The sequence below is a fragment of the Gallibacterium genomosp. 2 genome (assembly GCF_000771895.1).
In the GTDB taxonomy this organism is placed as follows: domain Bacteria; phylum Pseudomonadota; class Gammaproteobacteria; order Enterobacterales; family Pasteurellaceae; genus Gallibacterium.
This window is the reverse complement of the sequence record NZ_JPXY01000046.1, coordinates 106,081-122,199: the sequence shown is the minus strand read 5'-3', so window position 1 is coordinate 122,199 and position 16,119 is coordinate 106,081. Positions and strand designations below refer to the sequence as shown.

13 protein-coding genes and 2 pseudogenes are annotated in these 16,119 nt (G+C 37.4%); 6 read left to right on the top strand and 9 right to left on the bottom strand.

Annotation, left to right across the window (positions count from 1 at the left end):
- Positions 1 to 50 precede the first annotated feature (50 nt).
- Complete coding sequence (rpmE, locus tag P375_RS09810) at positions 51 to 266, bottom strand: 50S ribosomal protein L31 (protein WP_039136533.1); 216 nt, start codon at positions 264 to 266, stop codon at positions 51 to 53.
- Between the two features lie 217 nt (positions 267 to 483).
- Here rpmE and priA point away from each other — a divergent pair, with 217 nt between their 5' ends.
- The 5 genes from priA to P375_RS09785 all read left to right on the top strand — a co-directional run bounded on the left by priA (position 484) and on the right by P375_RS09785 (position 7,548).
- Positions 484 to 2,691 (top strand): primosomal protein N', encoded by a 2,208-nt coding sequence (gene priA / locus P375_RS09805; RefSeq protein ID WP_039136530.1) that lies wholly within the window; start codon positions 484 to 486, stop codon positions 2,689 to 2,691.
- Positions 2,692 to 2,774: 83 nt separating this feature from the next.
- Complete coding sequence (gene ftsN, locus P375_RS09800) at positions 2,775 to 3,587, top strand: cell division protein FtsN (protein WP_039136526.1); 813 nt, start codon at positions 2,775 to 2,777, stop codon at positions 3,585 to 3,587.
- 207 nt (positions 3,588 to 3,794) lie between these two features.
- Positions 3,795 to 4,901, top strand: coding sequence for a CdaR family transcriptional regulator (locus tag P375_RS09795; RefSeq protein WP_039136524.1), 1,107 nt, complete (start codon positions 3,795 to 3,797; stop codon positions 4,899 to 4,901).
- 120 nt (positions 4,902 to 5,021) lie between these two features.
- Positions 5,022 to 6,401: a GntP family permease gene (locus P375_RS09790; RefSeq protein WP_039136521.1), complete on the top strand. Its 1,380-nt coding sequence runs from the start codon at positions 5,022 to 5,024 to the stop codon at positions 6,399 to 6,401.
- 13 nt (positions 6,402 to 6,414) lie between these two features.
- Positions 6,415 to 7,548 (top strand): glycerate kinase, encoded by a 1,134-nt coding sequence (locus P375_RS09785; protein WP_039136518.1) that lies wholly within the window; start codon positions 6,415 to 6,417, stop codon positions 7,546 to 7,548.
- Positions 7,549 to 7,607: 59 nt separating this feature from the next.
- Here the strand turns inward: P375_RS09785 and ggt are convergent, their stop codons facing one another.
- From ggt to tsaE, 7 genes and pseudogenes are all read right to left on the bottom strand, one after another.
- Positions 7,608 to 9,449 carry a gamma-glutamyltransferase gene (gene ggt, locus P375_RS09780; protein ID WP_039136515.1) on the bottom strand — a complete coding sequence of 614 codons (1,842 nt, stop codon included), beginning with the start codon at positions 9,447 to 9,449 and terminating at the stop codon, positions 7,608 to 7,610.
- Positions 9,450 to 9,732: 283 nt separating this feature from the next.
- The gene (gene hfq, locus P375_RS09775) at positions 9,733 to 10,008 is read right to left on the bottom strand and encodes an RNA chaperone Hfq (RefSeq protein WP_039136512.1); all 276 of its coding nucleotides are present in this window, start codon (positions 10,006 to 10,008) and stop codon (positions 9,733 to 9,735) included.
- Positions 10,009 to 10,180: 172 nt separating this feature from the next.
- Complete coding sequence (gene miaA / locus P375_RS09770; protein WP_039136509.1) at positions 10,181 to 11,113, bottom strand: tRNA (adenosine(37)-N6)-dimethylallyltransferase MiaA; 933 nt, start codon at positions 11,111 to 11,113, stop codon at positions 10,181 to 10,183.
- 4 nt (positions 11,114 to 11,117) lie between these two features.
- Positions 11,118 to 12,989: a DNA mismatch repair endonuclease MutL gene (gene mutL, locus P375_RS09765; RefSeq protein ID WP_039136506.1), complete on the bottom strand. Its 1,872-nt coding sequence runs from the start codon at positions 12,987 to 12,989 to the stop codon at positions 11,118 to 11,120.
- Between the two features lie 242 nt (positions 12,990 to 13,231).
- Positions 13,232 to 13,915, bottom strand: a pseudogene (locus P375_RS13030) (N-acetylmuramoyl-L-alanine amidase); the annotation flags it as partial.
- Positions 13,916 to 14,107: 192 nt separating this feature from the next.
- Positions 14,108 to 14,425 (bottom strand): annotated as a pseudogene (locus P375_RS13025) (AMIN domain-containing protein); the annotation flags it as partial.
- A 51-nt stretch (positions 14,426 to 14,476) separates the two neighbouring features.
- Positions 14,477 to 14,962: a tRNA (adenosine(37)-N6)-threonylcarbamoyltransferase complex ATPase subunit type 1 TsaE gene (gene tsaE, locus P375_RS09755; RefSeq protein ID WP_039136500.1), complete on the bottom strand. Its 486-nt coding sequence runs from the start codon at positions 14,960 to 14,962 to the stop codon at positions 14,477 to 14,479.
- 155 nt (positions 14,963 to 15,117) lie between these two features.
- On the opposite strand from tsaE, the gene P375_RS09750 reads away from it, so the two are divergent.
- Complete coding sequence (locus P375_RS09750; protein WP_234702181.1) at positions 15,118 to 15,543, top strand: LysR family transcriptional regulator; 426 nt, start codon at positions 15,118 to 15,120, stop codon at positions 15,541 to 15,543.
- A gap of 14 nt (positions 15,544 to 15,557) precedes the next feature.
- On the opposite strand, the gene P375_RS09745 is transcribed toward P375_RS09750, so the two are convergent.
- Positions 15,558 to 16,118 carry an acetate uptake transporter gene (locus P375_RS09745; RefSeq protein ID WP_039136497.1) on the bottom strand — a complete coding sequence of 187 codons (561 nt, stop codon included), beginning with the start codon at positions 16,116 to 16,118 and terminating at the stop codon, positions 15,558 to 15,560.
- Position 16,119: the final 1 nt, after the last annotated feature.

The window sequence follows — 16,119 nt, the reverse complement described above, 5'->3', positions numbered from 1 at the left end:
TACTATGCCAATAAAAAAACCTGCTTATAAAGCAGGTTTTTATCTTTTTATTATTTTTTTGTACTAGGAATGCTGAAACGTTTGTTAAAGCGTTCAACACGACCGCCAGTGTCAACAACACGTTGTTTACCAGTGAAGAATGGGTGGCATTTGTTGCACACATCTAAGCTAATATCGTGTCCGATAGTAGAACGAGTTTTAATCACATTACCGCAAGAGCAAGTCACTGTGATTTCTTTATATTCAGGATGAATACCTTGTTTCATAATAACCTCATTTGATGATGTACCGCTATTGGTCGCTTAAGCACCAACACCGTACATATTTTTACAAAAAAACATCGCACGATGGCGACAGTAAAAAGGAATGCGCATCATATAAGAAATGGTGGCGAAATTCAATACAATCAGATTAATTATTCTGAATATTAGGGGATTTATGGGAATTTGCCTATAATAAGCCGTTTATTTTGTTGAGGTAGTGATGAGAATTGTCCGTGTTGCGTTAGATATCGCATTAAGAAATCAGTTTGATTATTTATTGCCTGATTCATTGGAAGTTACAATTGGCGCAAGAGTGCTGGTTCCATTTGGCAAACAAAAGCGCATTGGCATTGTCAGTGAATTTTTGCCCGCAAGTGAAGTGGAAAATTTAAAAACAGTGCTGAAAGTATTGGATCAACAGCCACTGTTTGATGAAAAAATGTGGCAATTGGTGTTGTGGGCAAAAGATTATTATCACTATCCTATCGGTGAAGCCTTATTTACGGCTTTACCGCTAAAATTCCGCAAAGAAGAATATCCCTCATTAACGCAGCAACAGTTTTATCAATTAACTGCATTGGGCAAAGCAGCGCTGGCAGAAAATAGCCTAAAACGTGCATTAAAACAGCAAGAAATGTTGCAATTTTTGCAGCAACATCAACGCTTGGAAAAAGAGAGCAATATTTTTTCCGCCACGATAAAACGCCAATTATTGCAGAAAAATTATGTTGAATTAATCACAGATGAACAGCCTAAGCTATGGTTTGAGCGTGCGACAATTGACGCTATTCCATTAGTGAATGAAAAAAATAAATTGATGTTAAATAAAGAACAGGCGTTAGCGGTGAGTCAAATCTCTTTACGACAAGGTTTTCACAGCTGGTTATTGCAAGGCGTAACCGGTTCAGGAAAAACAGAAGTTTATTTGCAAGTGATTGAAGAGGTATTAAAACAGAAACGACAGGTGCTGGTTTTAGTGCCGGAAATCGGTTTAACACCACAAATCATTCGCCGTTTTAATTTGCGCTTTAATGTGCCGATTGGTGTTTTACATTCCAATATGACCGATAATGCACGTCTTCAAGTGTGGCAAGAAGCGAGAAGAGGCGAATTAGCGATAGTGATCGGCACCAGATCGGCGATTTTTACCCAATTCCCCGACTTGGGATTAATTGTGTTGGATGAAGAACACGATCAATCTTTTAAGCAACAGGAGGGTTGGCGCTATCACGCTAGAGATTTAGCAGTTTATCGCGCAAAACAGCACGATATTCCGATTATTTTAGGCAGTGCAACGCCGAGTTTAGAAAGTTTGCATAATGTAGAAAATCAAAAATATCATTTTATTCCATTGCGTTATCGGGCAACAAATCAGGTGGCGAACCATCAAATGGTAGTAGATTTAAAAACACAACCAATGGAAAATGGCTTGTCCTATGCGTTATTGCAGCAGATGAAACAAGTATTGGAACGCGGCGAGCAGGTGCTACTGTTTTTAAACCGTCGTGGTTTCGCACCGGTTTATTTATGCCACGAATGCGGAACGGTTGAAAGTTGTCCGCGTTGCAATCGACCTTATACTTATCACCAGTCTAGGCATATTTTGCAATGCCATCATTGTGATGCTCAAAAGCCGATTCCGTTTCAGTGTGCAAATTGCGGTTCAACTCATTTGTTGACGACTGGAATAGGAACGGAACAGCTGGAGCAGGTTTTACAGCAAAAATTTCCGCAATATCAAATTGCGCGTTTGGATCGAGATAATGTCACGAAAAAAGGGGAGTTGGATCGCTATTTAGACGAAATTGCGCAAGGGAAACGGCAGATTTTGATTGGAACGCAGATGTTGGCAAAAGGGCATCATTTCCCTAATGTCGGTTTAGTTGGATTGATCAATATTGATTCGGCACTCTTTTCTTCTGATTTTCGAGCGGAAGAACGTTTGGCGCAGCTTTATGTGCAGGTTGCCGGCAGAACGGGGCGAGGTAATAAAGCAGGGTTGGTTTTATTGCAAACACACTATCCGGAACATCCGTTGTTTAATACCTTGATTTCAAAAGGTTATTCAGCATTCAGCCAACAGGCGTTGTTGCAGCGGCAACAGTTTCAATTACCGCCGTATAGTTATCAGGCATTGTTAAAAGCCAGCGGAAATAATGAAACTCAGCTGTCACAAAGCCTGACTTTTTTTGTTGAACAAGTTAAAAACTTGCCGCAGGCGTGGTTGGAGCAGCTGCAAATTGTCGGTCCATTGCCGGCATTAATGGAAAAAAGAGCCGGCAAATATCGTTGGTATGTTCTGTTTCAACATCAACAACGCAGCAAATTGCATCAGGTGCTGTTTCATATTGAAACGTTGCTGAATACGAATAAGTCGGCATCGGGCGTAAGGTTATCATTGGATATTGATCCTTATGATTTTAGCTAATCCTCTAGTCAATATTTCAAAATTTCAGTAGAATTATTGGCTGTTTAAACGTTTTATATTATTTATTCAGTTAGGAAATTGTTGTGGCACAACGAGATTATGTTTCTAGAAGTTCAGCACCGCGAAAAAGACAACAAAATGGCGGCAAGAAAAAATTGTTAATTATCCTTATTTTAGCTATTGTCATTGTGTTTGCGGTTGCCCTTTTCTTTTTAAAAGAGAAATCACCGGTGAATCAACAGCAAGCAGCCGCTCCGACAGCTAATACCTCAACCACGACCAAGAAAAGCACCTTGCCCAGCCGCCCTGAAGAAGTTTGGAGTTATATCAAACAGCTTGAAACAAGAGAAGTGCCGGTTGATGATAATGTATCGTCAATTTCAAAAAATGTTCAGTTAACTGATGAGCAAAAGAAAATTTTATTACAGTTGGAACAGGAAAAATTAGCGGAACAGAAAGCACAAGCACAAAAAGCTCAGGAACAGGCAAAATTACAGCAGGAGTTAGCCAAAGCCCAACAAGAGCAAGCAAAACAGCAGGCCGCGCAACAGCGTCAAGCTGAAAAAGAGAGAAATGCGAATAGACAGCAGAGTCAGTCTATAACACCAGCAAAAACTGTGGTTGCCGAAGCAAAAACAGCAGATAACAGTCAAAGTAATAAAAATGCAGATAAAGGTGGTAGAAAATATGGCTTGCAGTGCGGTGCATTTAAAAACAAACCTCAAGCGGAAAATTTACAGGCACGTTTAGTAATGAGTGGCTTTAATGCTTTTACTAAAAGTTCAGCAGACTGGACACGTGTTTTTGTTGGACCGGTTGATAGCTACAATACCGCAGCAAGTAATAAATCTGCTCTTGCTGGGAAAGGTGTAGATTGCGTGGTTGTCGGAATGTAATAGGAAAAAATGATTTACAATAGGGAAGAGTGTTGGCGTCAAAACCAACACTTTTTTGTTATTTGTTATATTCGATTTTGATAGGAAAAGGAGAAGAAAAAATACACAAAAAATTATTGAGCTATGAATTTACTTGTATTTTGAAAAAGCCCATATAAATATATTGTAAAGGTGGAAATAAATGTATTTAGATGATTAAAAGGCATTATGAAAATAAATAAAGAGATAGCTCAAAAAATTGTGTGGCGCACAATGAAGATTATTCCCTATTCGGTTAATGTGATGGATGAGAATGGGGTGATTATCGCTTCAGGCAATGCCTCTCGTTTGAACCAACGTCACACAGGTGCTGTTCTGGCGATTAGAGAAAATCGGGTAGTGGAAATTACGGCAGAATTGGCAAAATTATGGAATTTTGAGGCGCAAGAAGGGATCAATCTACCAATCAATTATCAAGGCAAAATACTTGGTGTTGTCGGCATTTCCGGTAAACCTGATGAGGTGAAGCCATTTGCGGAATTAGTGAAAATGAGTGCGGAATTGATTGCTGAGCAGGCATTTGTGCTTGAACAGGAGCGTTGGCATCATCGCTATAAAGAAGAATTTATATTGCAATTATTAAATGGAGTCCAGAATACAGATTATTCCGCACAGCAAGCTGCTTTTTTTGCTATTGATTTAACTAAACCTTATACTGTTATAATTATTAAATTAATAGATTCAACAAAAGTAGATTTACAGGAATTGATTAATTATTTGGTACAAATTCAAAATGAGCAGGAGCTTCATTTTGTTCTGCTTTCTTTTGAATCTGTTGTTGTGTTGAGTGCCAATCCTCAGGTTAAAAATCGCCAATATTTATATAAATTATTGCCACCGAATAGTGATACTCATGGCTATAAATTTGCCGTAGGAGCAATGAGAACGAATGATATTGATCTATCTTTTTCTTACAAAACAGCGGTTAGTACATTAGCGTATGGACAGCGTTTTTTTCCGAAACGAAATGTTTATTTCTTTGAAGAATATAAATTGCCGGTATTACTGGATGAATTATTACAATCGTGGCAAGTATCCGAATTACTTAAACCGCTACAAACGTTATATCAAAAAGATCATTCTCATCAATTACAAAAAACCTTGCAGCAATATTTTTTCTCAAATTGTGATCCGGCACGCACTGCAACGGAACTCTTTATTCATATCAATACATTGCGTTATCGGCTGAATAGAATTGAGCAAATAACAGGCTTGTCTTTCAATAAGATAGAAGAGCTTTTTATCTTATATCTCAGTACATTATTACAACGATAATTGTATTTTTATACAAATTATTGACTATAAAAACATATTTTATTGTTATTTTAGATAATGTATTTTTTTTAATACGGTTAAATAATGCCTGTTGGATGCAATATAACAAAGGAGGCTTCTATGACAGGTGTTTCTCTTATTATCAGTTTTATCATTGCGATTATGGTAATGATCTGGATGATTGCCAAATTGAAAGTTCATCCGTTTTTAGCTTTGATGAGTGTTTCTTTAGCGTTAGCATTATTGGCTGGAATACCGCTAAATAAAATTCCAACTATGATAGGAGATGGATTTAGCGGAACATTCAAAAGTATCGGTATTGTTATTATATTTGGTGCGATTATTGGTACTGTTCTCGAGAAAACAGGTGCGGCATTAAAATTGGCTGATATGGTGGTTAAAGTTGTTGGACAAAAAAGACCTGAATTAGCAATGTTGATTATGGGATGGGTTGTTGGTATTCCTGTTTTCTGTGATAGTGGTTTTGTAGTGTTAAACCCGATCAGAGAAGCAATACAGAAGAAAATTGCTGCTAATCCTGTTGGAACAGCAGTGGCATTGAGTGGTGGTCTTTATGCGGCACACGTTTTCATTCCGCCAACACCGGGACCAATTGCAGTCGCTGGAGGAATCGGTCTTGAACATAACTTATTATTAGTCATTGTGATGGGGATTGTCGTTTCCATACCGGTTTTAGCGGCAAGTTATCTTTTTGCAAAATATATTGGTAAACGTGTTACTGTTAGCAGTGATGGCAAAGATGATGAATTAATTGCTCAAAGCTATGATGAGTTGCTTAAACGTTACGGTAAATTACCGAGTGGTGGTTTAAGTTTAGCTCCGATTTTTATTCCAATTATTTTGATGGCATTAGGATCAATTACTAAAATCTTAGGTTTAAGTGGTGATGTCAGCAATTTAATTCTATTTTTAGGTCATCCAATCCTTGCACTTGCAGTTGGCGTGGTGTTTGCTGTAATTTTGATTTTCCATTCAGGAAAAGCGAACGAATTTGAACAATTAACTAATGATACATTAAAAATTGTTGGTCCGATTTTGTTTATCACCGCAGCTGGTGGTGTATTAGGCAAAGTTATTGTTGAAGCTGGTTTTGTTGAATATATTAAACAGAATGCGGTTACTATCAGTACTGCCGGCATTTTCTTCCCATTTTTAATTTCTGCCATTTTGAAAACTGCACAAGGCAGTTCCACAGTGGCAATGATTACAACCGCAGCGATTATGGGAATGTTTAATGTGAATGACTCTTTAATGAGCACATTGGGATTAACTTCTGAAATAGCCGCAGCCTTGACCGTAATGGCAATCGCTGCGGGTGCAATGTGTGTTTCTCACGCAAATGACAGTTATTTCTGGGTAGTGACCAACTTTAGTAAAATGACTCCGCAACAGGGCTATCGTACACAAACAGCATTGACTTTTATTATGGGAATTGTGGGTATATTAACAGTTTATCTATTATCTCTCATCTTATTGTAACTAAGGAGTTAATATGAAAATTGTGATTGCCCCTGATTCATTTAAAGAAAGTCTGACCGCATTACAAGTTGCGCAAGCAATAGAAATTGGGTTTAAAAAAATCTTTCCCGATGCGGAATATGTTAAAGTGCCGATGGCAGATGGAGGTGAAGGTACAGTGCAATCTCTGATTGATGCTTGGAAAGGGCAATCAATGATAACAGAAGTTACCGCTCCTTTGGGTAATAAAGTATTGGCTAAGTGGGGGTTATCTGCTGATAGGAAGACTGCCATTATTGAAATGGCAGAGGCTTCTGGGCTACATCTTGTAGATGAAAATAAACGAAATCCTCTTATTACTAGTAGTTATGGCACAGGTGAATTGATTAAAGCTGCATTAAATTTAGGTGTAGAGAAAATTATTTTAGGCATTGGAGGCAGTGCTACGAATGATGCAGGTGTTGGAATGTTGCAAGCATTAGGAGCCGCATTTTTAGATAATAAGGGGAAACCGTTAGTAGCAGGTGGTGCAGCGTTAAAACGATTGTCTAAAATTGATCTGTCTACTTTGGATCCAAGATTGGCAACAACACAGATTGAAGTGGCTTGTGATGTGGATAACCCGTTATGTGGTGAACGTGGTGCTTCGGCAGTATTCGGTCCCCAAAAGGGGGCTACAGTGGCAATGATTAAAGAATTGGATGCAGCCCTCTCTTTCTTCTCGCAAAAAGTAGAACAGCAATTAAATAAGGATATTGCCAATATTGCAGGTGCTGGTGCTGCTGGTGGTATGGGGGCAGGGCTACAATTATTACCTAATTGTCATCTTAAGTCAGGTGTTGACATAGTTATCGAAGCAACAAATTTAGCGGAAGTAATGATAGATGCTGATTTAGTGATTACCGGTGAAGGCAGGATGGATAGCCAAACAGTGTATGGTAAAACACCGGTTGGTGTAGCAAAAACGGCAAAACGTTTCAATAAAGCAGTGATTGCCATAGTGGGATGTTTACGAGCAGATTATGAAGTAGTTTATGATGCCGGAATTGATGCGGTTTTCCCAATTATTCGTAATGTAGCTTCATTGTCAGATACTTTGGCACAAGGACGAGAAAATCTGATTTCCACCGCTCAAAATGTGGCAAGAACATTGAATTTGAAGATTTAAGATTAATATCGAAATATCCCTAATTTGTTCAATTAGGGATATTTTTATTTTTTAAAGGTTTAATAAGCGAAAGTTGCGCCGTCAGGGTTTCTCGGATCGGATGCGCCGAAGAAACCATCTTCTGTAGATTGTACAATTTGTACACGTCCCATTGAGGCTTTGGTTATTACCTTATATCCTTCTTTTTGTAAAAGGTGAATGGTATCCGGACTAATACCTTCTTCAATTCTTAATTCATCTGGTAGCCATTGATGATGGATGCGAGGTACAGAAATTGCTTCAGCAACATTCATTTTATAATCAATAGTATTTACAATACTTTGTAAGACTGTTGTAATAATTCGTGCACCACCAGGACTACCAGTAACGAGAAAAGGTTTATTATCTTTCATTACCAATGTTGGAGTCATTGATGATAATGGGCGTTTTTTTGCTGCAATAGCATTAGCCTCTCCACCGATTAAGCCAAAAGCATTTGGTACACCGGGTTTGGAAGAGAAATCATCCATTTCATTATTTAATAAAATTCCTGTACCTTCAGCAACGATACCACTGCCGAAATTAAGATTGAGTGTGTAGGTTACAGCAACAGCATTTCCGCTTTTATCCATAATAGAGTAGTGCGTGGTTTGATCACTTTCATAGAGTTGTGGTTCACTCGCTTTAATCTCTTTTGATGGAACGATATGATCTGAAGGAATTTTTTTGACCAATTCATCCGCATATTTTTTAGAAATTAAACCATTTAAAGGAATTTTAACGAAATCCGGATCGCCTAAATATTCAGAGCGATCGGCATAAGCTAGTTTCATTGCTTCCGCGTATTTAGTAATGGCTTTTGCACTGTTTGCCCCATATTTCTCTAAAGGATAATGTTCGAGAATATTTAATATTTGAATAAGATGTGCGCCACCGGAGCTTGGTGGTGGCATAGTAACAATTTTATATCCACGATAATTTCCAGTAACAGGTTTGCGTTCAATAACACGATAGCTTTTCATATCTTCTAAAGTGATTAAGCCACCGTATTTTTCCATTTCTTTTACAATTTTTTCAGCAATTTCACCTTGGTAGAAAGCTTGAGAACCTTGTTTGGCAATAAGCTGCAATGAATGAGCTAAGTCTTTCTGAATTAAACGATCACCGCTTGTCAGAGGTTGCTCACCTTTGAAAAAGATAGCTTTTGTGCTTTCCCATTTAGCAAGATTATCTTTTTCTATAGCTAATGTTTTCCCTAGGGTATCACTGATAATAAAGCCTTCATTGGCAAGTTTAATTGCTGGTGCGATCACTTTTTCCAATGACATAGTTCCCCATTTTTTCAAAGCATATTCCATTCCTGCTACCGTTCCGGGGACACCAACGGCAAAGTGAGTGAATAATGATTTTCCATCAATAACATTACCTTTTTCATCAAGGTACATATTTTTGTGAGCTTTTAATGGCGCTATTTCACGAAAATCTATTGCAAAATTTTCACCAGATTTTGCATCGTGTAATACCATAAAACCACCGCCACCAATATTACCTGCATTTGGTAAAACAACAGCTAATGCAAAGCCGACTGCAACGGCAGCATCAATAGCATTCCCTCCCTCTTTTAAAATCTGTAAACCCACTTGACTGGCAAGATGTTGTTCTGTAGCCACAATACCTTGTGTACCATAAACAGGATGAAAAATATCTTTACTGCTGTCATAACGTAAAGCGGCAGCGATAGTTTGTTTTGTAGCTTGTGTTGTTTGAGATGTATCTTCTAACGACGAGTATTTACTATCAATTTGTTGTGAGGATTGTATTGGTTGAGGCGCGGTATTTGAGAATACGGCAGTGCTGACTAATGGTAATGTTAGTAATAAAGTGAATAAATTCTTTTTCCGGTTGCGAAATGATTTTGGCATAGAATAACTCCATATTGGGGAATAATAAGAAAGAAATATAGATTTAACAAAATATTTTTAATTTTGCAATATTTTTAACAAATGTAATTATTTTGTTATGTTTTTAGTGGGTGAATAGTGGGGTTAATGGTTATAGTGAAGAGATATAATGAAAATAAACTTCACTAAGCTGTTAATAAAAAATCCTTTATCTTAATAGATAAAGGATATTTGAAAGAATAATAAGAATAGATTTCCTTTAAAGAATAAAGGAAATCCTGAATCTAAATTAATTTGTCACAAATTATTCTTCTTCGTTTGTTACGGCGATGTCTTCTTCCTGATTGACTGCATTTGCTTGATGATTATGATGAGAAATTGCGCGTGCAGGGACAACAGTAGAAATAGCGTGTTTATATACCATTTGGCTTACAGTATTTTTAAGAAGAATAACAAATTGGTCAAATGATTCAATTTGACCTTGCAACTTAATACCGTTTACGAGGTAGATTGAAACCGGAATACGTTCACGACGAAGTGCATTTAAATAAGGATCTTGTAATGATTGTCCTTTTGCCATTTTCTTTTCCTTTTTTATTAAAATAATCAATAATGTCTGTAAGATCTTAGTTTTAGTAGCTATGCAATCGATTAAACTAAGAAACTGAACCAGCTTTAAACAGCTTATGCAACAATATAACAATAATATTTTGTGCTGTCATCAATGAAATTAACTGATCAGGAATTTATCTTTAATTTTGTGCTATTTTTTCAAGAATTTCTTGCTCTGATTGTTTGATATTTAGACTATCCAGCCAATTTATTGGTGAATTCCAACCACGAAGCCAAGTAATTTGCCGTTTTGCTAGTTGTCTTGTAGCACAAATGCTACGATATTTCATTTCTGCAAAATCATATTTTCCTTGTAGAAATTCCCACATTTGACGATAACCGACACAACGAATGGATGGTAAATTTAAGTGCAGATCCTTTCTAGCGAAGAGTTTTTCTACCTCTTGTTGAAAACCTTGTTCCAACATCTGTTGGAAACGAAGCTCTATACGCTGATGCAAAATAGCACGTTCTTTTGGAGTAATAGCAAATTGCAACAGTTGATAAGGTAAAGGTTCTCCTTTTTGTTCAGTTAATTCAGTCAGTGATTTTCCGGTTAAGTAATAGACTTCCAATGCACGATTAATACGTTGTGGATCATTTGGATGGATACGTTGTGCTGATTGAGGATCAATTACCGCAAGTTGCTGATGTAACCCTTGCCATCCTATTTGTTCTGCTTGTTTTTCTATTTGCGTTCTGATTTCAGCATTTGCCTGTGGTAGTGGAGAAAGCCCTTCCAATAAGGCCTTGTAATAGAGCATTGTGCCACCAACCAGCAATGGAATTTTTCCTTTAGCAGTAATCTTTTGCATTAAAGTTAAAGCATCATTACGAAAATCGGCAGCAGAATAGCTTTCTGCAGGATCTTTAATATCAATTAGATGATGTGGTACGATAGCTAATTCTTCCGGTGTCGGTTTGGCTGTGCCAATGTCCATTCCTCGATAAATAAGTGCAGAGTCGACACTGATAATTTCACAAGGTATTTTTTTTGCTAATTGTAATGCCAGACCGGTTTTGCCTGATGCAGTCGGTCCCATTAAAGAGAGTGCAAGCGGTTTTTTATCCATAATGTTAATTTGTAACGAAATAAGGCGTTAAGTCAATTTGGTGACAATATTGCATAATATCTTGGTTTCCCGGCAATAATTGTTCCGTATCCTGTAATAAAGTAATGGCATCAGCCAATACACTAATAGGTTTAAATGTAATTTGTTGGCAAACGGAATTTAAAAATTGAGGAAAATCATCAAACGTTTGACTAAGTAACGAAATTACAATCTGTTGTAGATTTTGTTGTCGTAATAGCGTTGCTACTTGAGTAATAGTAATACGCTGATCGTAACATTGAATATGAAAACCGGCTTGAGTGAAAAACGTTTGATATTGGTTAAAATTTTCCAATTGAGAGTTATCCAACTGAAATGTTGTTGGAATCAGCAAAGCTTGCATCGGTTTATCTGGTTTTTGTAGCTGTAAACTACAATGCAACTGTTGTAATTTTTGTATTGACAATAAATACAGCTGTTCTTGTTGCTGTAAGCATAAATAGCCTTGAGACAATAAGGTTAAGACTTTCAAGTGATCATCATTTTGTTCGGTTCGATTCGATGATGGCATAATAACGTCTGTTTCTGTTGTAGTAGAATGATTACTACTGAGAGATTCAGATGAAATATTTTTGTCTGAATGTGAAGATTGCAGTAATTTCTCATATTGACGATAAGCAGCTTTATCATTTTGAGAGGAATGAGGGATTGCCCAACGGTTTATTGCATTTGTATTAAAAATATTATCTCCAGCGGCTTGTCGATTATTTTTGAATGCCGGAGGAAATGTATTATCTAGGTTGAGAGTTGATTGATAATGAGCATTAGGTTCAGCAATATTTTGCGATTTTTCTGATTCGACAACCATAGCGGTTTTATCGTTTTGTGCAAATAATTCTGTCGTTTGTGCCAATGCATTGGCAACACCTTGTAAAATAAAATCGTGTACTAAGCGTGCCTGATGAAAACGTACTTCGTGTTTAGTAGGGTGAACATTCACATCAACCAAAGTAGGATCGAGATCGAGAAATAAAATAAAAGCAGGATATTGATCAGGCGAAAGATAATCGGCATAGGCTTGGCGAACGGCGTGTAAAATCACTTTGTCTTTCATCATTCTGCCATTGACATAACTGAAGTTAAAATCATTTTGAGAACGGAAAAATCTTGGTTCTGCTACCCAACCTTGTAAGTGCATTTCTTCATATTGCCAATCAATGCGTAAAGCGTGTTCGGTAAAGTCAGTACCACAAATTGTCGCAAGACGTTTTAATTGGCTGTTAGTGTCATTTGCTGCTTTATATTGGTGAATCAATTTTCCATTATGGGTTAATGTAAAATGCACTGTCGGTTTTGCTAATGCAATTCTTTTCACCACCTCATCAATATGGGCGAATTCAGTTTTATCGGAACGCAAAAATTTACGGCGTGCGGGGGTATTAAAAAAGAGATTTTCTACCTCAACAGTTGTACCGATTGGATGAGAAGCCGGTTTGATGGTAGTATCCATTTCCTGCCCTTGGGCATAAACTTGCCACGCTTCGGTCTGTTCCGCTGTTCGAGAAGTCAGCGTTAAACGAGAAACGGAACTGATACTTGCTAGGGCTTCACCACGAAAACCTAGACTTAAAATATTTTCCAAATCATCCAAAGTGGCGATTTTGCTGGTGGCGTGGCGTACTAAAGAAAGTTGAATTTCCTCTTTCGCAATGCCATAACCATTGTCACGAATACGGATCAAACGACTGCCACTTTGTTCTATATCAATTTGGATTTTATCAGCTCCGGCATCAAGACTGTTTTCAATCAACTCTTTGACAACGGAAGCTGGGCGTTCAACCACTTCCCCAGCGGCAATTTGGTTAGCGAGAAGTGGAGGTAGTATTTGAATAGGCATAATTAATTCTCCGTTAATCGTACTTTTTGTCCGACTAAAAGATGATCTGGATTTAATTTAGGATTTAGCTTTAATAGTCTGTTAACAGAAATATTGTAAGTTCGTGAAATCTGATATAGCGTCTCATCTTTCCTGACAGTATGGAATGTTGGTAATTTCTCATTTTTGTCTTTATTTTTATTTTGCTGTTGCTTATTGCTGTTTGTATGAGGAGATGTATTTTCAATATTATGGTTGTTGCTTAGATTATTTTTACGATAATCGACTAAACCGAGGTAAATAGCACGTGCAATTTGACGGCGATAAGAGAGAGTATTCAGTTTTTGCTCTTCAATCTTATTACTAACAAATCCGGTTTCAACTAATACCGATGGAATATCTGGCGCACGTAGTACACCAAGGCTGGCGTGTTGTGGTTCTTTGCGACTTAATTGAGCAATTTGACCGAAACGGCGTAAAATATTATCACCAAGTTCGTAACCTACCCGTTGCGAATGCCCAAATTGTAAGTCAAGTACGGTTTGCCCTAAATATTTTTCATTATGTGTGGATAGCACATTACCGGCACCACCCAATAGTTCTGACTGTTTTTCGTGATCTTCAAGCCATTTTCCCATTTCACTGTTGGCTCTACGATTGGATAAAACCCATACGGAAGCTCCTTTTGGCGAAGCACTTGGTGCCGAATCAGCGTGGATAGAAATCAAAAAATTAGCTTTATATTTACGCGCAATATCAGAACGATCCGGCACAGAAATAAAATAATCGCCGGAACGAGTTAAAACTGCTTTAAAGTTTGGATCTCGGTCAAGCAATGCTTTTAGCTCTTTAGCAATAGAAAGAGTGATATTTTTTTCTTTGATTTTTAGAATTTTACCAATAGCACCTGGATCTTTACCACCGTGTCCTGGGTCAATGGCTACAATGTATGTAGATGCACGATATGGTGTTGTAGTTGGTGGCGTAAAATTAACACTTGCTTCTTTTCGGTTTGTTTTTGAGGGGATGCTTTTTTTATCATTATTTTTGACAGCAACCGTTTTATTTGTACCGTTCGGATTAGCAATTTTTACTGAAATGGTATTGTTGTTGTGCATAAAAATGGCACGAACACTTTGTTCTAGCCGTAATACAACTCTAAGATTATTTGGACGAGCTGCTTTTGCTTGTTCAATGCTTTGTAGATTAGTGTTATTCTTACGAGGTAAAATGCCACGAACGCTATCACTATTAGAAAAATCTATGATTAAACGATTTGGTTTTTCAAGATAAAAATAACTATATTTTGTTGGAAAACTAAAGCGAAAATCGACTCTAGTTTCTTTATTGTTATTACTGATATTGATCGATTTTAATGTGCCGGCAACGCTCGACAAACTGACGGAAAAACATAGCAGTGTGATTAACCAATAAACAAATAGTGTTAATTTCTTCATCTTATTCTTTAATATCAACAGGTTAGTTATTTACAGTAAAAACAGCAGCCGTTATTTTGCTGGATCTGACTTTAAAGCGCAAATCATTTGAGCAGCGATATTTGAATTTGCAATGAGTGTGATTTGGCGTGCTTGTTCCTGATATTCAATATTGATGAGCAAATCAGGTTGTGGAATTATGTCACCACCTTTTTCTGCCCACTCTAGCAAGCAGAGTGCATTTTCACGAAAATAGTCACGGAAACCGATAAATTCTAACTCTTCCGGATCGCTTAACCGGTACAGATCAAAATGGTAAATGCTCTTTTGTGGCAAATGATACTCTTCCACTAAAGCGTAAGTTGGGCTTTTTACATTGCCTTGATAGCCCATTGCTTGAATAATTGATCTCGTTAGGGTAGTTTTACCAGCACCAAGTTGCCCATTAAGATAGATTACAAAATTTTGTGTCGGGGTGAGTAAAAAACGACTTAATTTTTGCCCTAAAGCAATAGTAGCCTCTTCATTCACAAGAAAAAGAGTTAATGATTCTGCCATAAAAAATCCTACAATCCTGAAAAAAAGATAGAAAAGTCTCTTATCATAGCAAAATTATTGAAATCGGATAAATTTTATTTGTTACAAGATTGTAAAAAATAAGCGAAAGGCATAAACTGAGGCGTATGCCTTAATTATCGTAGAGATCTTTCATTATGCTTTGTTTCCGCAAATACCCTTCAACTACCGCAATGCAATGTTTTGAAACTGCTGCTAGACATTTAAGTTTTACTAAAGCTGCTCAGGAACTGTATATGACACAAAGTGCCGTTAGTAAACAGGTGGCGCAACTGGAAGATTTGTTGCAGTTACAGCTGTTTGAACGCTCTTCACAAAGTCTTTATCTCACACCAGTTGGTAAAAAGTTTTATATTGAAATTGAAAATATCTTGAAACAAATCGAGCTTTCTACGATTGATGTGATGGCACACGGTGCTGAAACAGAAACGCTTAATCTTGTTTCCCACCCAACATTTTGTGCACGTTGGTTAGTGCCGGCTTTAAAGGAGTTTGGAAAAGCTAATCCTAAGATTCATCTTGATGTTAAAATGTCCGAATTTTTCGGACATTTTTGTGGATAATTGCGCACTAATTATTATAAGGCTAAAACGGTTCTGCCGAATTTGCCATTAATCACTAAGGCGGCGGCTTCATAAAAGGCGAATGCCGCACAAATCAAGCCTTCAATACCGGCAATGGTATGCAATGTTTCGCTATGGAGAAAATTGGCTGCCGCTAATAAGAAAAATAGGATAACCAACGAGCCGAAAACCAGTTTTCCGATAGTGTTGCCGGCTAAAGTGCCAATAAACATCACACAAGAGAGCAATCCCCAAATTAATAAGAAAAAGCCTAGTGATGTTGAATTGACGGCGGTTAATCCAGCTAGAGGCGCGACCCAAATGAAAACAAGTGCTAACCAAAATGCGCCATAGGAACAGAAAGCAGTAAAGCCAAAAGTGTTACCTTTTTTCCACTCCATAATTCCTGCAATAAATTGCGCCAATCCGCCATAAAAAATCCCCATACTCATAATCATTACATCGAGCTGGTAGAAACCGGCATTATGCAGATTTAGAAGGAAGGTCGTCATCGCAAAACCAAATAAACCAAGCGGTGTAGGATTTGCTGTTTGATCTTTAAGTATGCGTTCCATA